Genomic DNA, 19,441 nt, shown 5'->3' with positions numbered 1-19,441 from the left:
TTTATATCGGCATTTTTTATAAATTATTAAGCATTTTAGAGTATGTTTTTTATTTTTTGACTTATTTAAACCATATTTTTGCCGATATACTACTTATAGAGTTTAAATTTATTTGATAATATAGTATAATAAATATACCTTAACTCAGGAGACATTATGTTTGACAACAATATAAATATTAAAACAGGCAATACGGTAAATGATAGTTCATACAGTAAACCAAAACTAAAAACAGAACAAATTACACCATTTGACGTAATAGATCCTACCAAAGTAACAAAACCGTCCAAGCAGGATCCAAGCAATCAAACCGGTCAGAACCTTTTTAACTACAATCCTGACTCTGTGTTCGAAAAATTTATAAAAATCCTGCAGAACTCTCCTGTTCTAACAGATGGGGCAAAAAAGCTGCTGCTTAACAGACAGTTTATTAACGCAAACATAAAAAGCGATCCGATATTAAGCGTTTTGTTTGAAACACTTTTGCATGACATAGAAATGAATGATGCCGAAATTTTAAATTTTCTCAAGTTTCAGCAGAATACATATACGAAATTTCACGGGGAGTTTTTTGACAATTTAAGAACTCTTATAAACAGTAATCCAAACAACAAAGATTTTCAATATGTTGTACGCAATTTTTTGAGAAGCTACGATTGTTTTGCATCTGTTGACGAAACTACTCGTTCAATCACATCAGCTTTAAAAAACATAGAAAGAAATATACCTGAGATACTTAAAAATTCTTTTAATGAAATGACCGGAAAAATAATATCAGATAATTCAAAAGGTATTGACTTAAACCTGAATGTATTGAAAAATGAAATTCTTCCATTTATGGGACGGTACATTTCTAAAATGAACGATTTTGGACCGATAAGAGACTATGTATCAGTTCTTGTCCATAATATCGTTAGACTGGAATCAGCATCAAAAGACAGCTTTGCCGACAGCCTTGAAACCTTGTTCGAATATATAAAGTATAATTTTGATGTAAAAGAAGAGTTTATGGAATCATTGAAGGCTTCTTTAATAACTGCTTATGAAGCTTCGTCATCTCTTAAAAACGATGCTGTTGATTCATTTGTAAAGCTACTCGAATCCGGAGTAAAGGACAGTGAAAGCCATGTTAACAAAGGAGTTATGAACGATATGACCGAATCACTTCTGTTTGTGCAAAACGTGCACATTCCATTGATTCATATGTTCCTGCCTTTAAGTTATAACGGCATGCTTATGTTTTCTGAACTGTGGATAGGCAAAGAATACGAGGATAGTCCTTCAAAAAAAAGAAAGCAGGAATATACGCCGACTTACAAGGTCTTTATAACCTTTGACATACAGAATATCGGTTACTTTGAAACGACTGTTGTACTTAAAGAATCCTCACTTAACCTGGACATATATGTACCTAGCAGCATATCGAAGCATGTTGATAAAATTAAGAATGATTTAAACAATCTGCTGAACAAAAATAACATAGGTGTTTCCGGAATTAATATCCAGGAAAGCGTAAAGAAAAGAAAATTCAGCGATGTATTTACAAATCTATCTGAAAGGAAAAGCGGTGTAGATGTCACAATATAACGACAATTCAAAGCGCGCAGCAGCTTTGAAGTATGATCCAAATAAAAATAATTCTCCTGTTGTAATAGCCTCCGGAGCAGGGTATATTGCTGATAAGGTAGTAAAAATTGCTGAAGAAACAGGAGTGCCCGTATACAAGGATGATTCTCTTGCCGTTCTGCTGTCGCAACTTGATATGGGAAGTGAAATACCGGAGGAACTTTTTAGTGCAATAGTTGATATTTATGTTTACTTTCTTAACTTCAAACTACAAAAGGATGGTGCTGAAAATGAATGATTATATATTTTCTTTAGACATTGGTACCCGTTCTGTTGTTGGAGTTGTATGTGATAATGAAGAAAATACATTAAAAATAAGAAGCATTAAAAGCATTTTGCACAAGCAAAGATCCATGGTCGACGGTCAGATTGAGAATATAAAAGAAGTCAGCAGGGTTATAGGTACAGTTAAAGGCGAACTTGAAGAAGAGCTGGGCATCGAGCTTGAAAGAGTAAGCATAGCTGCAGCAGGAAGAGCCTTAAAAACCGAACGAATCATGCTGGAAAAAAATATCGATATAAGATCTCCCTTAACCGCAGAATTTATTTCTGCCATGGAAACAGAAGCTTTAAAGCTTGCACAAGATATATTTATAAAAAATTCAGAAAAAGACTTATTTTATTGCGTCGGGTACAGCGTACTGGGATACAAACTTGACGGCAAAACAATGTCTAATATCGAAGGGCACAGGGGAAATATGGTTTCGGTAGAAATCATTGCAGCTTTTTTACCGCACACTGTAATTGAAGGTTTATATTCATGCATGGACAACAACGGGCTTGAAGTATGTAATCTGACACTGGAACCAATTGCTGCAATGGATTTAATTATACCGCCAGAATTGAGGCTCCTAAATTTAGTATTGGTTGATATCGGAGCCGGGACTTCAGACATAGCCATTTCTAAAGCAGGAAGTGTTGTGGGTTATGACATGGCAACAATTGCCGGTGACGAAATCACTGAGTGCATAATGAAAAATTATCTGGTTGATTTTAAAGCGGCAGAAGAAATAAAATTTATGCTCAATGAGGTGGATGAATATATTTCGGTAACAAATGTTTTGGGAATTACACAGGATATAAGCAAAGACGAGATACTCGAATCAATAAAAACTGCCGTTTATGATTTATGCGCAGATTTAGCTGAAAAAATATCAAAAATGAACAAAGAAACACCCGCCGCTGTTTTCTTAGCAGGCGGAGGCAGTAAAACTCCCTTTATTAGAGAATTCTTATCAGAACTTTTGAATATTCCGAATTCCAGAATAGCATTAACCGATAAAAAAAGCCTTCGCAATGTAGATTTAAACTCCTTAAGCAATTTTGGCCCCGAGCTTATTACTCCTTTGGGAATCGCTTATTCAGTAATTCTTAACAGGAATTACGATTTTTTCAGCGTTAAGGTAAACAATAAAAAAGTAAGGCTTTATGGGATAAAGCAAATGAAGGTTATGGATGCCATACTTATGTCGGGATTTGATACGAAGAAATTGATTGGCTTTTCAGGAAAAAGTTTGAGATTTACTGTCGACGGCAAAGAGCACTATTATGCAGGAGAATTTTCTACTCCATGTCAGATTTATGTTAATTCAGTCTCTGCTAATATTGAATCTGAGATACAGCCCGGAGATACAATTGAAATTATTCCCGCTAAAGACGGAGCTACTCACGTTATTAAAATTTCCGACATTGTTGAAGAAAGTAACAGTGGAATTGTTTATTTCAACGGAGTACCTACAGAATTATGCTCAAATTTCTTTGTTAACGATACGGAAGTTGACAAGGATTACGTAATAGGAAATTCAGATGTTCTGAAAATTATACAGCTAAAAAATATAAGCGATTTGTACAAGTTATACAATTTAGATGAAAAAGAATATAAGAGTTATATCAATGGCATTGAAGCAGACTTAGAATACAAGCTTTATGACGGACTAAAGGTAGATATTTTGAAAATTGAGCCCGTAATTGCAAATAAAGCTGAAAAAGAAGTTCCAAAGGAGGAGCTGATACTTGATTCTTTCATTAGTGTTACGGTTAACGGCAAAAAAATACAACTTCCAAAGCGTGACAACGGGTCCCCATACATATTTGCCGACATGCTGACTTTCACAAATATAGATCCTTCGAACCCAAAAGGCAATATTGTGCTCATTCATAACGGAAATGAAGCTTCTTACCTTAACCCCATAGCCGAAGATGACAATATTGTTATTAAATGGGACTCTGAATATACAAAATAAATTGGATGGGATAAAATGAAAAGCACAGAAAAGCAGGTTAAAATTTATGATAAAAATAAAAAACTAATTGGTGTGGGAATGCTGCTAAGCATAGGAAGCTCAGTAATAAAGGTTAAAGGAAATGACCTGCCAATATTAAAATCAGGATCTGAAATTAACATTGAAATTTACAATGAGTTTTCAGGTATAAAACCATATTACTGCAAGGTAAGCCTTGCCTCAATAAATCAGCTTAATGCTATGATATTGAGAAATGACCCTATTATTGAAAGAAGAAACTCCCTAAAGGTACGCACTGATTTATCATTATATATAGACTACTTATATAGAAATGATGAGGATGTGACAGAAAATGTTCCAAATTTGGAAATTACCATTCTAAACCTTAGCATAGGCGGTATGATGATATCCTCAAATTACGATTTGCTGATAAATGACATAATTGTTTTCAAATTTCAATATGAAAAATATCAGGTTATTGAATTAAAAGCAAAAGTAATAAGAATAGATAAGATTTACGACTCATACACAAAGGAACTGTCTGCCAAAAATTACGGCTGTATGTTTAAAAAATTAAATTCATACAATGAATCCGTAATTACAAAATACTTGTACGACAGGCAGCTGCAATTATACAAAAACAGATAGGAGTACCAATGAAAAAAACAGCAATTATAACAGGTATATTAATTTTAGCATTAAGCATCATCAGCACATGCTACGGTGCTGTAAGCAACAATATAAAAGCAAAATTTACGGAAAGTGATGTTTCAGATACAAAGTTTAAAGAAATTACAATCACTCCTTATGGCAGCAAATATTATGATGAAGATGACGACGAGGAATATACGTATTACATATATCTGCCCACAGGATACTTCGTAGAAGCAGCAAGTACCTCTTTTATAGCCGACAGAAACGGTAAATATCCTTTTACGGTGTATGACGGTAAATATAAAAAAACATTTACATACATCGTAGATGATATTGACGAAATTGAAGATGAAGAGGATAATGAAGCGGATGAAATACATGCGGATTTTAAACTGAAGTATGATTACGAAAAAAAATCCCCTCTTTTTTATATGCATCTTGACAGACAGAGGCAGATATCCGCTCCAAATGGAGATTTTGTAACAAACGAGGTTAATTACTACATAGACAAACTTAAAAACAATGTGCCCTTTGATCTTTCCATAGATGTTGAAGGAAAGATGTATAATTATAAAATTATAAAATCTGGTGAATTTTATCTACTAATACACATTTCACCTGTTAACTATAATGATTACAGCACAGTTGTGGAATATTTCGGATACAACTTCACGAACAATGAATCTTATGAAGCTGTACCCGCAAAGGATATTTATGACGACAACGGTAACTATGTAGTCTTAGTTAAATCGGGAAACTCTCAGCACATATTTAACTTTAATATCACAGGGATAGATTACCGAAGACCTAATGTCGATTTGTCATTAGTAAATGACGATACTTTAAGTTTGGAAGCAGAAGATGATTTCGGTCTTGATTACATTATCACTTATGATGGAAAATATGTTGACATCGACGGAACTGAGGCAGAATACATCCATTCTTCAGAAATAAAGTACATAGGTGAATATATATTTACCGTGGTTGATAAAAGCGGCAACAGAACTGTTGAAACAATTACTGTAAAAAAAGGGGCACGAACCCCTAGGAGCAAGCACAAAATTAATCTTGACGTACATGATTTCGGCGGTACAGAAAAGCTGTTTGAAGATAGAGGTTCTAGATACGAAAAGCCTGATGAGCCAAAAATATTTGAAAATATACTTCCGGCGTATATGAATGGAAAGAGCCCGGTAAGTTTTAGCCCGGACTCATCAATATCAAGAGCTGAAATGGTCACCATATTCTGCAGACTTAACGATCTCCCCTACGATACAAGTGCCCATTTAAAATCAAAATTCACCGATATAAGCACTCATTGGGCGCGCGACTATATATCTATGGGCAGCGCAAAAAGATATGTTTCAGGCTATAAGGACAAAACCTTCAAGCCGGATAATAATGTAACAAGAGCTGAATTCTGCCAGATGCTGACAAAGATAAGCTCTTACAAATCGTTGCTTAACAGCCTTCCGGCTTCAAATAATATTGATTATTCAGATATACATGATCACTGGGCAGAAAAAGAAATTATTAAAATAGCGGGCAGAAGCCTTGTAACAAGCAATTCTGATAAATTTTATCCTGATAGGCCTATAACAAGAGGGGAAGTGGTACATGCGATTAACATGTTATACGGATACAACCCGTCATATTTAGAGCTGTCCTTTGTGAGTTCATTATATAATAAGTATTACAGCTTTCATGATATTGCAAAACATAAATACTACAATGACATAATTATTTCAGTGGTAGGAATGTACAGAGAAAAAATACAATAATCAGGGAGATTATAATGGTAATTAATTACACAGAAGAAATTGTAAAAAACTGTCTAACCGGCTTACTTAAAAATGACCCTGCATACAAAGAAATCTGCAAGTGTGAGCAATGTATTGACGATATAACAGCAAAAGCACTTAACAATCTCAAGCCGAACTACATAACAACGAAAAAGGGAGAGGTTTATGCAGAATATTCATCCCTAGAATTTCAACACCAGGCAGAAGTTATAGCAGAAGTGATTAAGGCTATTGAATTTATTTCAAAGCATCCCAGTCATTGATCAAAATATTATATCATAAAACAAACGACAAGGAGATTAACTTTGCCTCCTTGTCGTTTAATATTTATATAACCTTTAAATTTTTCCCGAATGATTTAATTGTTAAATAACCAGTGGTACTATCAAATATAATTGTTCTCCCATAATTTTTCCCAACGTCCTCAGCAAACAGCCTTATGTTAAGCACACGCAGTGTCTCTTTTGAAGCTCCTATGTTTCTTTCACCGATACTGCCCAAAGAAGAATTACTTTTTATATCAAACATTTTAGCTCCTCCTGCAATTTTTGCAATCATTCTTGCTCTTTTTGCACCCAACTGTTCCATCTGCGTAACCATTTCCGTTATCCCCGTATCTGCATATTTGAATTTGTTCGTTTCATTGGAATTATTTTTATACGGCAGCATTATATGAGCCATCCCTGCCAGCTGAGCCGCCTTATCTATGATACAAATACCCACACATGAGCCCAAAGCATAAGAAATTAATCCCTTGGGAGAAGTTACTATTTTCATGTCTGAGATTCCTACACTTACTTCCTGGCTCATATATCCAATCCAAACTTCTTTAATAAAATCTGCAGGGATGTAATACTTGGGAGTAAAAGCATATGACTGTATACCGTTTCATCCTGACAAAAATATTTTTCCTTGATAAAAATTACTTTATCAGCTGCTTCAGAAAATTCAGCAGTAACAGCATCAAGCAACGCTCCTGACATATCAATATTCAATGATGGAACTGTTATATCTATTTTCATGTTGGTAAGAGACGAAATTGAACTCACATACGAAGAGACCATTATATTTCCTATCTCTGATAACGCAGACATCTCCATATCAGATATTTCCTCAAAATTATGTAGTTCGGTTCCAAGTAAAGAATTTATTATAAGATGAACAAATTCTTTTTTTAGCAAAAATAAAATTACACCGTCAATATCTCCGCCAAAGCTCACAAGAATTCCTACCACAACATTTTCGGCACCTCCGATAGAGTCAATCACATCATTGTAATTTAAAAGACTAACTTCCGGAACGTTCATATCAATTCGTTTGGAAAGCATACTGGATAAAGACGTCGCCGCATTTCCTGCCCCTATATTACCTATCTCCTTTAATACATCTATGTGCATATCATTTAATTCCAAAGTACTGCCCTCCTCTAAAATATATAAGTGGATATCGCTTTAAGAAAATTTTATATTTCCAAGTCAGCCGAATTTAACGTCACTATGGAAATGTCATCGCCGTCATTATAAATTTTGCTATAGCTGATATCCTGTCTGACCCTGAACTTCATCCATCCTATTGATATTCTTGTATTAGAATACATAATACCTTTGCATATTATTTTGTGATTTGCAATATTATCCGTTGGAATTATTTCTGTCAGCTGTCTTTCTATTTCATAAATTTCATTGTTAGCTTTGATCTTCATTAGCACAAGCTGCTTATGAACATTATTTTTATTTTCGCTATCCAAGGATGAATTTAGTATTAAATCCATTTTCTCATCTATTTCTTTTAGTTCTTTCTTTTTTAGTACCAAATCCTTTTCAAGTCTAAAGTTCGATTTCTTTTTTATGTCTATTATTTTCTGCTCTTCCTGATATTTTGTAAGGTCAATAACCAAATTTGTTTCCAAGTTTGTTTTACTGCCAATTGTTTTTGCGTAAATTACATTTACAGCTTCGCTAGTTCCACCAATTATGGCAGCATTGGAGCCTCTAAGTATTATTGAATCAGCAGCTTTTACATTGCTATTAATCAATACTTCTGCATATACGGACTTTAAGGTTTCTATATTAGCATTTTCAATGTATTTGCTTGTTACGTTACCTTTCGCATAAATAGTTCCTTTGCCCATTCCATTCATTCCTTTGCTTATTACGATATCACTGTCTGATTCTATAAATGCGCCTTCAACCATGCCTCTTACCTTAATGTCGCCTACCGCCTTTACAGAAAATCCCTCTTTGACGTCTCCGTTAATGATTACACTTCCCAAAAAATCTATGTTTCCGGTTGAGTTGTCCACATTTTCTACTCTGTAAACGCCTTCCACAAAGACTTTATTGTTTTTGAATTCAACGCAACCTTCTGTTGATGCAAGAAGTTTAAGTCCGTCATCAGATATGTGTGTGTTCTTACCGTAATTAAACGAGACATTTTTGCCGGGTTTGTAATAAACAGGCTTTCCGTAGACATCGATTCCATTTTCTCCTTCTTTTGCCGGAATTATATGGCATAATACCGTATCTTTAGTTACATTTATTACATTGTTTAGATTTCTGAAATCAATTCTTCCGTCCTCATCTTCTATAAAAATATTCTCTTTTGATATATCAAAGTCATAAACGAGTTGAGCATCTGTTCCGTTAACCGGCTCTTTACCTGATGCAGCAACAAGTTCTTTTGAATATTCTTTTTTGATACAGTAATTCTTAATCTCATCTTTTCTTATGCCGTATACAATATTCTGCTCTGCCAAGTAATCAAGTACTTCTTCGCAGTACAACTCTGCCTGATTATCAGGTGACTCAATTCTAATATAAGCCTTTAATCCATCTGCAGAAATAAGGTGATTGATTTTGCATCTAACAGCTTCCTCCTGTACAAATGCAGTTTCTTCAGTATCATCTTTAATTATATTATTTGAATTATTCATGGCATATCCTTTATCAATAAGATTTCTGTTACATTTTATCCTCTTAGAGCATTTATAGTCTGTTCTATTTCATCTGCTGTCTTAATTACACTTGAATTCAGTTGAAATGATTTTTGTGTCTGAATAAGTTTTATCATTTCTTCCGACATCTCAACATTTGAAGCTTCTAAAAATCCCTTTGCAACATTCGCCTCTTCAAACAGATTGTATTCCGCATCATCATTTGCAATTCTGAACAGATTGCCACCGGCCTGGGCCAGATCACCTCTGTTGCTGAATATAAATACTCCTACATTTATATCTTCAACATTTTCTACAATTATAGGCTCTTCATCCTCATTCAGTACATAACCTCCCTGAAATGTCAGGTATTTTTCACCGTCAATATTTGTGAGTTCGAAACTACCTCCTCTTGTAAACATATTTTCTTCTTCAAACTGTACAGCAAAAAATCCGTCTCCTTGAATAGCAAAATCCGTAGGTACTCCTGTTCTTACAGGTGCACCTTGAGTATGTATTACGTCCACTTTGCTGATTTTTGCTCCGCTACCTGACTTTAGATCGGTATTCTCTCCCTGCACACCTCTTATATTAGTATACAATAAATCAGAAAATTCCGGTTTAGATCTCTTAAAACCTTCTGTTTGCATATTAGCCATATTATTAGATAATACATCGAGATAATTCTGGCTACTCAATGCACCATTCGTCGCCGTATAGTATGCTTTAATCATTAATCCTTGTCCTCCCGCTATCCAATTTTTCCTATTTCGTTAACCGCCTTATCATTAATCATATCATATATTTTCAACGCTTGGGCTGCTGTCTGTAATGCCCTTTGAGACGACAAAACATTAGTCATCTCTTCTGTCATATTTACATTTGATCTTTCTATAGTTTTATTCTTTATTGAAGGGTAGTCCACAAGATCAGGTTCAACATCCGATATAAACATTCCTTCTCCGAATTTTCTAAGATCGGCATAGTCTTCAAAATCGTAAACAGCAATACTGTCAATAACCTCATCATCAACTATTATGCTCCCGTCCTCAGAGAAATCAAATGTGTCTCCTCCTATATATATTTCTCCAAATTCACCCTGAACTCTTCCGGCCCCCTCAAGAATTAAATACCCTTCTTCATCAATATTGAAGCTTCCGTTTCTTGTGTATGAAATTTGCCCGTTATTATCAACTGCAAAAAACCCCGCTCCTACAATGGCAAAATCGGTATTACTTCCGGTTTCTTCCAATGTTCCTTGAGAATGTATGGTATTATTCTCGGTTACAGTTCTTATTATGGAAACATTGTTTATTTCCTCTGCTTCTGTATAAATTCCGTTTTGCTTGTATTTATTTATCAGCATGTTTCCAAAATTTGATGTAACAGCCTGCTCTCTTTTATAGCCGGCTGTGTTCATGTTTGCTATATTGTTACCCGAAATGTCTATTTTCCTTTGCTGTGTAAGCATTCCTGATGTTAAAGAATACAACCCTCTTGACATATTGTCACCTCTCGTTCTTCTCAAAATTATCATTTAAATAATTTTTTATATTTTTCCCTAATTTCTGCAATGCTGACGTATGTATCTGCGAAACTCTTGAATTGCTTATAGCTAAAATATCAGCTATATCTTTCAGTTTAAGTTCTTCTTTATAGTAAAGTGAAATAACCAGCTTTTCCTTTTCTTTAAGATTATTAATGCTTTCAATCAAAACCTGTCGAAGCTCCTTTGATTCCATTTTTTGCTCAGGCAGTTCGTATGCACTGTTAAGCTCATTGTCTCTCAAATTTGCTTCCCCCAACAGCTCTTCAAAGGACATAATGCTTGTACCATATGCATTGTTGACAATTTGATTAAATTGACTCATATCCATTTTAAGATATTCTGCTATTTCAGTATCAGACGGAACTCTCCCAAGCTTATTAGATAATTCATTCTCAGCTTCCTTCACTACCTTATAGTCACTTTTTACTTTTCTCGGAATCCAGTCCTGTTTCCTGACATAATCAATAATCGATCCTCTAATACGTATTGATGCATATGTTTCAAATTTTGTATTCTTCGAAGTATCGTACTTTTCTATTACTTCCATTAAAGCAATCATTCCCTCATTTACGATATCTTCCACATCTCCGTATTGCTGATATATACCCCTCAGTTTCAAAGCTATTATTTTAACTAAGTAGCTGTATTTTTCAATTATTAAATTTCTTGTATGGATATCTCTTGCAGCATAATAATGTTCCCATAATTTATCTTCATTGGATTGTACCTGATTATTATCAGTTAAAATCATATGCATCACTCTTTCATTTAGATTGCTATATTACCCATTGCCTGTATCTGGACAGAATTGTCAATTTCATTAAAGGATAAAACCACTGCCTTAGGATAAAACTGATCCAGCAGTTTTCTAAAATATCCTCTCACAAATGGAGATGTAAGGATAATTGGTATGTTTATTTCATCCTTCAATTTATTTATTTGTTCTATCAGCTGACCTACAAGCTTCTGCATCAATTCAGGGTCGGCTGAAAGATATGATCCCCTGTCATTTTTGCTTATTGAATTTATTATTAATTTTTCAACATCTGTACTTAATGTTATGACCTTAATTTGTCCTCCGTCGGACCACTTATGCGTAATTGTTCTCTTTAATGACTGTCTTACATACTCTGTAAGCATCTCGGTATCTTTCACTGACGTACCATAATCACCTATGGTTTCCAAAATAGTTTCCATATCTTTAATCGGTATTCCCTCTCTAAGCAGATTACCTAATATTTTTTGGAGGTTCCCAGTAGACAAAATCCCAGGAACTACTTCTTCAACCAACGATTCATTAATTTTCTTTACATTGCTCAAAAGCTGGTTCATGTCCTGCCTTGATAAAAGTTCATGGGCATGAACTCTTATAACCTCGGACAAATGTGTTATAAGAACCGATAGCGGGTCAATAACCGTATAACCGTATATCTCCGCCAGTTCCTTTTTATCCTTTGCTATCCATCTGCTAGGTATACCATATGCCGGCTCAATTGTTTCAATTCCGTCAACCTCACCGGTCAGACCCCCTGGGTCAAGAGCAAGATAGTATTCAACTAAAATTTCTCCTCTTGCAACTTCTTCCCCTTTAAGTTTAATAACATATTCATTTGGATTGAGATACCCGTTATCTCTCAGTCTCACAGAAGGAATAACCATTCCCATCTCCTGTGCAAACTGGCGGCGGAACATAACAACTCTGTCTATAAAGTTTCCTCCGCTTGCTTCATCAACCAGTGGAATCAAGCTGTACCCTACTTCCATCTCAACGGGGTCAATCTGAATCAGCTCATATATGTTGTCAATATTTCTGAAATATTCATCTTCCGAAGCAGCTTCCGTTACAGGCTCGTTTTCTTCATGTTCTTCCAAACTTTGCGCTAATTTTTCATTGGACTTAAGCAGCCTGCTCCCAAGGAAAATAAATATAGAAGCAAGAATAATAGTCTGCGTCTTAGGAAAATTGGGTATAACTGCCATGAATAAAAGAACTATTCCTGATATTATTAATGCCAAAGGCTGCGATTTTATCTGTTTTGTAAGATCAACATTAAGGCTTGATTCAGATGCCGCCCTTGTAACTATCATGCTTGTTGCAGTTGAAATCAATAGGGCAGGTATCTGCGAAACTAGCCCGTCTCCTACGGTTGCAATTGAGTATGTCTGCAAGACCTCCGAAAATGTAGCTCCACCCTGAACCATTCCTATAATAACACCGCCGAGAAAGTTAATTGCAGTTATTATTATGGACATTATGGAATCGCCTTTTACAAATTTTGTAGCACCATCCATGGCTCCGTAAAAATCAGCTTCCCTCTGTATATCGCTTCTTCTTTTTTTAGCCTCTACTTCTGTTATGATACCTGAGCTCAAATCTGCATCAATAGCCATCTGCTTACCGGGCATTGCGTCCAAAGTAAATCTCGCCGTAACTTCTGCGACCCTTTCCGCTCCCTTTGTAATAACAATAAATTGAACCAGTACAATAATTAAAAATATTACAAACCCTACTACTGCATTACCCTGAAGAACAAAGTTTCCGAATGTAGCTATAACTTCTCCCGCCGCTCCTTTGTTTGTCATTATCAGCCTTGTAGACGAAACGTTCAAAGATAATCTAAATAATGTAGTTATGAGCAGTAGTGATGGAAATACCGAAAATTCTAATGCTCCTTTAATATACATAGTTGTAAGTAAAATAATTATTGATATTGAAATATTGATAATAAACATTAAATCCAGCATAAATGGCGGCAATGGTATTATTATCATTAGTATTACTGCAATTATAAATAAAGAAATAGAGTTGTTTAATATGCGTCTCATTAATGTTTTTCCTTTTCCCTGAGCCTATAAACCCATGCCAGAACTTCTGCCACAGGCTCATAATATTCTAATGGTATTTCATGGTTTAATTCGGCTGAAGCATATAAAGCTCTTGCAAGAGGCACGTTCTCTACAATGCTGATATTCAAGTTTTCAGCCTTTTCAATTATCTTCATGGCAATGTTGTCCATTCCCTTTGCAAGGACTATAGGTGCATTATCCTTGTCGATATCATACTTAATAGCAACTGCAAAATGTGTAGGATTTCTTATAATTACATCTGCTTTTGGAACCTGCTGCATCATTCTTGTCATTGCAGCTGCCCTTTGCCTTTCTTTTATTTTACCCTTTATTAGAGGATCTCCTTCCAACTGTTTGTACTCTTCCTTAACTTCCTGTTTTGTCATCCTGATATTTTTTTCGTATTCCCACCACGAATACAAAAAGTCAAACGCCGAGATAGCCACAAACGCAATAATCACACTTTTAACAATAGCCATAATTGAAGAAAAAATAAATTCAATACCGATTGCAAGATCTACTGAAGCTAGTTTAGGAACCTGCAACAGCTTGTCTATGATTGAAGAATATATTACATATCCCAATATTGCAATTTTAATTATATTTTTAGTAATCTCAACAAGAGATCGTATGGAGAACATCTTTTTAATCCCTGTCAGAGGGTTAAGCTTGGAAAACTTAAATTTTATATTTTCCTTGGTAATAAGAAACTTTGTCTGCGCACCTGTAAATATAATAGATGCTGCCATCACAGAAACCATCAGCAATCCTGCGGAGGCAAAAATCGTAAATGCCATATCCTTGAACATATGCTTGATTAAAGTATCGTTGATGTCATATGTTATTTCCATCAAGTGTATGTATTTCTGAAAAGCACCGGCAGTATAAATATAAATGTGCGGAGCCCAAAAGTTAAGAATTACAAATGAAACAGCTATTACCCCTACTGTTACAATGTCCTTACTTTGAAATACATTACCTTTTTTTCTTTCATCGCGCCTCTTTTTGGGAGAGGCTTTTTCGGTTTTATTTTCTCCTGCCATAGCTATCCTTTTTCTATTAGATCAACGCCATCAAGCTGTTTTCCATAGTATCAAACATAAGTGTCACTATATTATCTATAAATGTCGCATATGTCGGTACAAGTACAATTATCATCAGCATTCCCAGCAAAATTTTAAGTTGAACATTTACAGAAAAAACCTGTATTTGTGGTATTGCTTTCATTAAAATACCTATACCTGATTCAAGTATTACCTCTACTGCTAATATAGGCATTGAAAGCTTCAATGAGAGTATCAATATCTGTTTGAACAAGTCAACCATATTAAAAAATAATTCCTCAGGTATTGAAAAATGACCTATCTCAATTAATTTGCAGGAGGTAATAAATATATTAATCAAGGTCAAATGTCCGCTGGCACTAAAAAATACTAAAATAAGTATTACATTCAAAAAACTTCCCGATATACCGGTCGACATACTGCTGCTTGGATCATAAATTTTGGACATGGACATACCTGTCTGCATATCAATAACTTCTCCCGAAATAACCACGGTGGAAAAAAACAAATTCATAAGATATCCGATTAAATATCCAATAAAAATTTCTTTTACAATTAATAAAAAGTATTCAATTAATGATCCAATAGCTATTATTTTTTCCGGAGGAAGCACTCCATAAACCGTCACCGCAAGAAACAAGCTTACGGATGTTTTAACCAATACAGGAATATTTCCCCTTCCAAATAGCGGATTAAAAAAAATACAGCCGCTCATTCTTGCTAATATTAATAAAAAATACGTAAAATCCCCTGAAAATGTCATATTATCCCCTAATAAACCGTGAGCATCAAGTCAAAAACATAATGCGTAAAATCAGACATTATTTCTGCCATCCACGGTCCCATTATAATAAGTATAATTGCAGTTACAAAAAGTTTGGGAACAAATGTCAGAGTCTGTTCATGTATTTGAGTTGCAGCCTGAAAAACGGCTATCACCAACCCTATCGTTAAACTAACAAGCAATATGGGAGCTCCTACTTTTATAGCCGCTCCTGCAGCTGCCTGCATGACTTCCATAGCAAGTGAAATACTCATTTTTTCTCCCTTTTAAAAATTGAAAGTAGTAACAAGCGTTTTAAACAGTAATGACCATCCGTCAACAAGAATAAATAAAAGTATTTTAAAAGGCATTGAAATCATTACCGGAGGCAACATCATCATTCCCATGGACATGAGAACACTTGAAACTATCATGTCAATAATTAAGAATGGTATATAAAGCAAAAATCCCAATATAAATGCTCTTTTCAATTCACTAGTTACAAATGACGGAATAACAACAGTCAGAGGAAGATTTTCAACGCCTTCGGAATTTTGAATTTCTTGGTCGCCAGACATATCAACAAACATCTTCAATTCATTTTTGCCTGTTTGTTTCAGCATCCATTCTTTTAGAGGATCCGTAGCTCTGTCATAAAATTCTTTCTGCGTTATTTCTTCATTTTTATATGGTTCATATGCCTCAGTATTTATTTCATTTATTACAGGAGACATAATAAACAAAGTTAAGAACAATGCTATTCCTATTAAAACCTGATTAGGCGGTGTCTGCTGCAACCCTAAAGCATTTTTCATAAATGACAAAACTATTATTATCCTTGTGAAGGCTGTCATCATGATCAATATTGAAGGCAACAGTGATACAACGGTTAATAAAACCAAAATTTCAACTGTTTCAAGTGCATCGCCGTTTATATCCATATTTATAACGCCACCGTAGGCGGGTTGTACATTTAACAGCGCAATTAAAAGCAGTATTATCGATATCTTGTATATTTTTATGAATTTTCTTATCATACTTCCTCTTTTCAGACAAAACGGAACGCAATAATTTATGTTGATACTATTTTTTAAGAAATTTATCAATTAATTTACCGAACTCCGCTGGATGCTCAGTTATCTCATCTGTTGCAGGATAAAAATCATCCAGCTCTCTGAGAACGTTAATATTTTTTTCTGTAATTCCAATCAGGTAAAATTTACCATTTATTTCTGCAATTGCAAGGAATTTATTTTGTCCCAGCATTATTTTATCGACTATGTTAATATATTTAGACTTCATGCCAATGCTTGTCTTAGCTGAAAGCCATTTTGTACTGTAATAAGTCAGGAACAATACCAGTACTATTCCTATTATTGAAAATATGAGGGATAATATATCCTTGTAAATTTTAACCAGCCCCTATCCCAGTATTCCTTGAACTGTTTTTAATACTCTTTCTGCTTTAAATGGTTTTACTATAAAGTCCTTTGCTCCATTCCGTATGGCTTCCACAACCATGGATTCCTGCCCCATTGCAGAGCACATTACTATCTTTGCGTTTGGATCAATTTCTTTTATTTCTTTTAATGCTTCGAGACCATTTTTATTTGGCATCGTAATATCCATTATTACCAGATCCGGATTTTCCGCCTTAAATGATTGTACTGCAATTTCTCCGTCAGCTGCTTCAATTAAGTCGTCATACCCATTCTTTTTAAGTGTATCCTTTATCATCATTCTCATAAATGCTGCATCATCTACTATTAAAATTTTACCTGCCATTTTTCCCTCCATTATGTGCTTATAAAGTTATTTTCATCAATTCGTCTTTCTTAATTATTTCTGCTATTCTAACACCGAAATTGTCGTTAACAACCACAACTTCTCCTTTTGCTATCAACTGGCCGTTGACTATTATATCAACAAGAGCTCCTGCTTGTTTATCAAGCTCTATTATTGTTCCCTGAGAAAATTCAAGAATTTCTTTAATCTGTCTCTTCGTCTTGCCTATTTCAACACTTATTTCCAGCGGCACAGACATAATCAATTCAAGATTCGACAGCTGCTCTTGTGAAAAAGATTCTTCATCTTCGCTGAATTCATTAATTCTAACAGGTCTTACACTTACAGGAACCTGCTGTTTTTGCTTCTGCTTAACCTTCCTAGGCTCGTTACTTTTTTCAGGCTTTTCCTCAATATATATCTCTTTATCGTCATCATCTTCAATAACATTTGTAGATTTTTTGACTTCCTCAGCTGTTACTTTGCTTTTATTAGAATCTTCCGATTCTCTCGCCTGATCTATAAGACTTTCTTTTTCATCATTCGAGGGCATTTCAGTTCCCTTCAGGAAATTAGAAATTATTTCTCTTGCAAGAGAAACCGGCATTACATTAACAAACTGACTTTTAACACTGCCTTCTATAAATAGGTCAAAACTGACTGCAACAATAACATCTTCTTCTGTAAAATATTTGCTTCTGAACTCTGTTTTGTTGTCAATTTCATACGCCATAGGTGTCGATATGTTTATAGACTTTCCTAAAAAATCTGAAAGAGCTGTAGCCGCAGACCCCATCATTTGATTCATAACTTCGCATATGGCGCTTGTATTTATTTCATCCATTTCGAATTCATCATCAGATATGGTCTGTCCCAGCAAAATTTCTATGATTGCTTTTGCATCCATCCTTTTCCAAATCATCAGATTTACACCGTTCAGTCCCTCTATATAGTTTATCTCAACACCTATAGCAGGTTCAAGATTTTCGTAGTTGAACTCAACAGCCTCTATTACATTTACCCTTGGTACTGTTATTTCAACTCTTTTACCTAACAGTGTGGACAGCGAAGTAGCAGAAGAGCCAAGACTTATGTTCATAACTTCTCCTATTACATCCCGTTCCATATCTGAAAAAATATTTCCATTTACCATAATAGCTCCTCATTTAATGTATAGTTTTATTTATCTTTATTGCACCCTTATTTTTCCTTGTTCCCCATTTCCCTTCAAACCATTTTTCTCCATCCACATTAACATCAACATCTGAATTAATGCTTTTATCCAATATTATTAAATCTCCAACCTGCATATTTACAATATCCTGCAATGTTGCATTTGATTTTCCCAATATTCCCGTAATTGTTAATTTTGAAGATCTCAATGAATCCATTATTGCTGACTTTTGCTCTTCTATGCTCTGCTCGGACTTCTTGTTCATAGACTTTGATATTATACTTGCTTTTTTTAATATTTCTTCCAGAATATTCAATGGAACGCATATGGTAATTTTCCCGCTTGATTGATTTAATGTTACGTTCAGAACCACTATTACCACTGAATCGTTGTAATTTATCGATTGAATAAATCTCGAGTTAGTTTCTATCTTTGAAAGATTCGTTTCTATTTGCAAAGTACTTTCCCATGTGCTGCCCATCATTTTTACAAGTTGTTTAATCATATTGTTCAGAAGAGATAATTCTATGTCCGTATAATCTCTTATGTTATCGTACTCCTCACCACTTCCTCCGAGAAGTCTGTCTATAATCACAAAAGACAAAGGCTTTGATATTTCCATTAGTATTTGATTGTCAGCTTTCGTATCATCAGGATACTCAACATCTATAAGCCCCATCAGAACATAATCATCCAACGCATTATTATATTCGTGAAATATGCTTTCTTCGACCTGTTCCACCGAAACGTCACACATGAGTCTAAGCATTGAAGTCAGCCTTGACGTCAACATTCGGCAATAGTTCTCGTAGATACCTTTAAGCAACTTTATTGTTTCTTTGGTTATTTTTTTAGGACTTCTGAAGTCATATTCTTTTATCTTTTTATCCGCCGCTTCCAGCTCCTGTATATTAACATCACCGCTGTTTAAGTTGTTCAGCAACTCGTCTATCTGGCTTTGCGATAGTATTTCTGCCATAACTTCCCTCATTCCGTATTTTT

21 protein-coding genes are annotated in these 19,441 nt (G+C 34.7%); 6 read left to right on the top strand and 15 right to left on the bottom strand.

Features of this window, described 5'->3' with window-relative positions; translation table 11 throughout:
• The first annotated feature begins 156 nt into the window (after nt 1-156).
• From RBQ61_RS06795 to RBQ61_RS06770, 6 genes are read left to right on the top strand one after another with little or no spacing between them, the layout of a single operon-like run.
• A complete protein-coding gene (locus tag RBQ61_RS06795; RefSeq protein ID WP_308139736.1) occupies nt 157-1,587 on the top strand; it encodes a hypothetical protein in 1,431 nt (476 codons plus the stop codon).
• On the top strand, nt 1,574-1,864 hold the full coding sequence (locus tag RBQ61_RS06790) for an EscU/YscU/HrcU family type III secretion system export apparatus switch protein (RefSeq protein ID WP_308139735.1): 291 nt from the start codon (nt 1,574-1,576) through the stop codon (nt 1,862-1,864). The genes RBQ61_RS06795 and RBQ61_RS06790 overlap by 14 nt, the downstream gene beginning before the upstream one ends.
• Nucleotides 1,857-3,869, top strand: coding sequence for a cell division FtsA domain-containing protein (locus RBQ61_RS06785; protein ID WP_308139734.1), 2,013 nt, complete (start codon nt 1,857-1,859; stop codon nt 3,867-3,869). The genes RBQ61_RS06790 and RBQ61_RS06785 overlap by 8 nt, the downstream gene beginning before the upstream one ends.
• A 15-nt stretch (nt 3,870-3,884) precedes the next feature.
• Nucleotides 3,885-4,517, top strand: coding sequence for a PilZ domain-containing protein (locus RBQ61_RS06780; protein ID WP_308139733.1), 633 nt, complete (start codon nt 3,885-3,887; stop codon nt 4,515-4,517).
• Between the two features lie 8 nt (nt 4,518-4,525).
• Nucleotides 4,526-6,304 carry an S-layer homology domain-containing protein gene (locus RBQ61_RS06775; RefSeq protein ID WP_308139732.1) on the top strand — a complete coding sequence of 593 codons (1,779 nt, stop codon included), beginning with the start codon at nt 4,526-4,528 and terminating at the stop codon, nt 6,302-6,304.
• A gap of 14 nt (nt 6,305-6,318) precedes the next feature.
• Nucleotides 6,319-6,588, top strand: a complete 270-nt coding sequence (locus RBQ61_RS06770; protein WP_308139731.1) for a late competence development ComFB family protein — start codon at nt 6,319-6,321, stop codon at nt 6,586-6,588.
• 64 nt (nt 6,589-6,652) lie between these two features.
• Here the strand turns inward: RBQ61_RS06770 and RBQ61_RS06765 are convergent, their stop codons facing one another.
• The 15 genes from RBQ61_RS06765 to fliM form a co-directional block, all read right to left on the bottom strand.
• Nucleotides 6,653-7,135 (bottom strand): chemotaxis protein CheD, encoded by a 483-nt coding sequence (locus tag RBQ61_RS06765; RefSeq protein WP_308139730.1) that lies wholly within the window; start codon nt 7,133-7,135, stop codon nt 6,653-6,655.
• On the bottom strand, nt 7,132-7,737 hold the full coding sequence (locus RBQ61_RS06760; RefSeq protein WP_308139729.1) for a chemotaxis protein CheC: 606 nt from the start codon (nt 7,735-7,737) through the stop codon (nt 7,132-7,134). Before RBQ61_RS06760 ends, RBQ61_RS06765 begins: the two co-directional genes overlap by 4 nt.
• Nucleotides 7,738-7,787: 50 nt before the next feature.
• Complete coding sequence (locus RBQ61_RS06755; RefSeq protein WP_308139728.1) at nt 7,788-9,257, bottom strand: DUF342 domain-containing protein; 1,470 nt, start codon at nt 9,255-9,257, stop codon at nt 7,788-7,790.
• A gap of 35 nt (nt 9,258-9,292) precedes the next feature.
• The gene (locus RBQ61_RS06750; RefSeq protein ID WP_308139727.1) at nt 9,293-9,991 is read right to left on the bottom strand and encodes a flagellar hook-basal body protein; all 699 of its coding nucleotides are present in this window, start codon (nt 9,989-9,991) and stop codon (nt 9,293-9,295) included.
• Between the two features lie 17 nt (nt 9,992-10,008).
• Nucleotides 10,009-10,761 carry a flagellar hook-basal body protein gene (locus RBQ61_RS06745; RefSeq protein ID WP_308139726.1) on the bottom strand — a complete coding sequence of 251 codons (753 nt, stop codon included), beginning with the start codon at nt 10,759-10,761 and terminating at the stop codon, nt 10,009-10,011.
• A gap of 4 nt (nt 10,762-10,765) precedes the next feature.
• Entirely contained in the window at nt 10,766-11,557 is a 792-nt protein-coding gene (locus RBQ61_RS06740; RefSeq protein WP_308139725.1) for a sigma-70 family RNA polymerase sigma factor, read from the bottom strand.
• Nucleotides 11,558-11,574: 17 nt separating this feature from the next.
• Entirely contained in the window at nt 11,575-13,632 is a 2,058-nt protein-coding gene (flhA, locus tag RBQ61_RS06735; protein WP_308139724.1) for a flagellar biosynthesis protein FlhA, read from the bottom strand.
• A complete protein-coding gene (flhB, locus tag RBQ61_RS06730; RefSeq protein ID WP_308139723.1) occupies nt 13,632-14,696 on the bottom strand; it encodes a flagellar biosynthesis protein FlhB in 1,065 nt (354 codons plus the stop codon). Before flhB ends, flhA begins: the two co-directional genes overlap by 1 nt.
• Before the next feature lie 16 nt (nt 14,697-14,712).
• Nucleotides 14,713-15,480, bottom strand: coding sequence for a flagellar biosynthetic protein FliR (gene fliR / locus RBQ61_RS06725; protein WP_308139722.1), 768 nt, complete (start codon nt 15,478-15,480; stop codon nt 14,713-14,715).
• An 8-nt stretch (nt 15,481-15,488) separates the two neighbouring features.
• Nucleotides 15,489-15,755 carry a flagellar biosynthesis protein FliQ gene (gene fliQ, locus RBQ61_RS06720; protein WP_308139721.1) on the bottom strand — a complete coding sequence of 89 codons (267 nt, stop codon included), beginning with the start codon at nt 15,753-15,755 and terminating at the stop codon, nt 15,489-15,491.
• 12 nt (nt 15,756-15,767) lie between these two features.
• The gene (gene fliP, locus RBQ61_RS06715; RefSeq protein ID WP_308139720.1) at nt 15,768-16,517 is read right to left on the bottom strand and encodes a flagellar type III secretion system pore protein FliP; all 750 of its coding nucleotides are present in this window, start codon (nt 16,515-16,517) and stop codon (nt 15,768-15,770) included.
• Nucleotides 16,518-16,563: 46 nt separating this feature from the next.
• Nucleotides 16,564-16,836: a flagellar biosynthetic protein FliO gene (locus RBQ61_RS06710; RefSeq protein WP_374049899.1), complete on the bottom strand. Its 273-nt coding sequence runs from the start codon at nt 16,834-16,836 to the stop codon at nt 16,564-16,566.
• Between the two features lie 66 nt (nt 16,837-16,902).
• Entirely contained in the window at nt 16,903-17,265 is a 363-nt protein-coding gene (locus RBQ61_RS06705) for a response regulator (RefSeq protein WP_308139718.1), read from the bottom strand.
• 19 nt (nt 17,266-17,284) lie between these two features.
• The gene (gene fliY, locus RBQ61_RS06700; RefSeq protein ID WP_308139717.1) at nt 17,285-18,418 is read right to left on the bottom strand and encodes a flagellar motor switch phosphatase FliY; all 1,134 of its coding nucleotides are present in this window, start codon (nt 18,416-18,418) and stop codon (nt 17,285-17,287) included.
• Between the two features lie 13 nt (nt 18,419-18,431).
• Nucleotides 18,432-19,418 carry a flagellar motor switch protein FliM gene (gene fliM, locus RBQ61_RS06695; RefSeq protein ID WP_308139716.1) on the bottom strand — a complete coding sequence of 329 codons (987 nt, stop codon included), beginning with the start codon at nt 19,416-19,418 and terminating at the stop codon, nt 18,432-18,434.
• Nucleotides 19,419-19,441: the final 23 nt, after the last annotated feature.

The organism is Sedimentibacter sp. MB35-C1, from assembly GCF_030913635.1.
Lineage (GTDB): Bacteria > Bacillota > Clostridia > Tissierellales > Sedimentibacteraceae > Sedimentibacter.
Note: the sequence above shows the minus strand (reverse complement) of the source record. Positions and strands in the feature narration are given on the sequence as shown.

What these genes read in the sequence shown, in the direction of transcription:
- flhA (WP_308139724.1), bottom strand. Translation starts at nt 13,632, where the DNA reads ATGAGACGCATATTAAACAACTCTATTTCTTTATTTATAATTGCAGTA.
- RBQ61_RS06775 (WP_308139732.1), top strand. Translation starts at nt 4,526, where the DNA reads ATGAAAAAAACAGCAATTATAACAGGTATATTAATTTTAGCATTAAGC.
- fliR (WP_308139722.1), bottom strand. Translation starts at nt 15,480, where the DNA reads ATGACATTTTCAGGGGATTTTACGTATTTTTTATTAATATTAGCAAGA.
- flhB (WP_308139723.1), bottom strand. Translation starts at nt 14,696, where the DNA reads ATGGCAGGAGAAAATAAAACCGAAAAAGCCTCTCCCAAAAAGAGGCGC.
- fliM (WP_308139716.1), bottom strand. Translation starts at nt 19,418, where the DNA reads ATGGCAGAAATACTATCGCAAAGCCAGATAGACGAGTTGCTGAACAAC.
- fliP (WP_308139720.1), bottom strand. Translation starts at nt 16,517, where the DNA reads ATGATAAGAAAATTCATAAAAATATACAAGATATCGATAATACTGCTT.
- RBQ61_RS06780 (WP_308139733.1), top strand. Translation starts at nt 3,885, where the DNA reads ATGAAAAGCACAGAAAAGCAGGTTAAAATTTATGATAAAAATAAAAAA.
- RBQ61_RS06705 (WP_308139718.1), bottom strand. Translation starts at nt 17,265, where the DNA reads ATGGCAGGTAAAATTTTAATAGTAGATGATGCAGCATTTATGAGAATG.
- RBQ61_RS06740 (WP_308139725.1), bottom strand. Translation starts at nt 11,557, where the DNA reads ATGATTTTAACTGATAATAATCAGGTACAATCCAATGAAGATAAATTA.
- RBQ61_RS06790 (WP_308139735.1), top strand. Translation starts at nt 1,574, where the DNA reads ATGTCACAATATAACGACAATTCAAAGCGCGCAGCAGCTTTGAAGTAT.
- RBQ61_RS06750 (WP_308139727.1), bottom strand. Translation starts at nt 9,991, where the DNA reads ATGATTAAAGCATACTATACGGCGACGAATGGTGCATTGAGTAGCCAG.
- RBQ61_RS06745 (WP_308139726.1), bottom strand. Translation starts at nt 10,761, where the DNA reads ATGTCAAGAGGGTTGTATTCTTTAACATCAGGAATGCTTACACAGCAA.
- fliQ (WP_308139721.1), bottom strand. Translation starts at nt 15,755, where the DNA reads ATGAGTATTTCACTTGCTATGGAAGTCATGCAGGCAGCTGCAGGAGCG.
- RBQ61_RS06795 (WP_308139736.1), top strand. Translation starts at nt 157, where the DNA reads ATGTTTGACAACAATATAAATATTAAAACAGGCAATACGGTAAATGAT.
- RBQ61_RS06755 (WP_308139728.1), bottom strand. Translation starts at nt 9,257, where the DNA reads ATGAATAATTCAAATAATATAATTAAAGATGATACTGAAGAAACTGCA.
- RBQ61_RS06770 (WP_308139731.1), top strand. Translation starts at nt 6,319, where the DNA reads ATGGTAATTAATTACACAGAAGAAATTGTAAAAAACTGTCTAACCGGC.
- fliY (WP_308139717.1), bottom strand. Translation starts at nt 18,418, where the DNA reads ATGGTAAATGGAAATATTTTTTCAGATATGGAACGGGATGTAATAGGA.
- RBQ61_RS06765 (WP_308139730.1), bottom strand. Translation starts at nt 7,135, where the DNA reads ATGAGCCAGGAAGTAAGTGTAGGAATCTCAGACATGAAAATAGTAACT.
- RBQ61_RS06785 (WP_308139734.1), top strand. Translation starts at nt 1,857, where the DNA reads ATGAATGATTATATATTTTCTTTAGACATTGGTACCCGTTCTGTTGTT.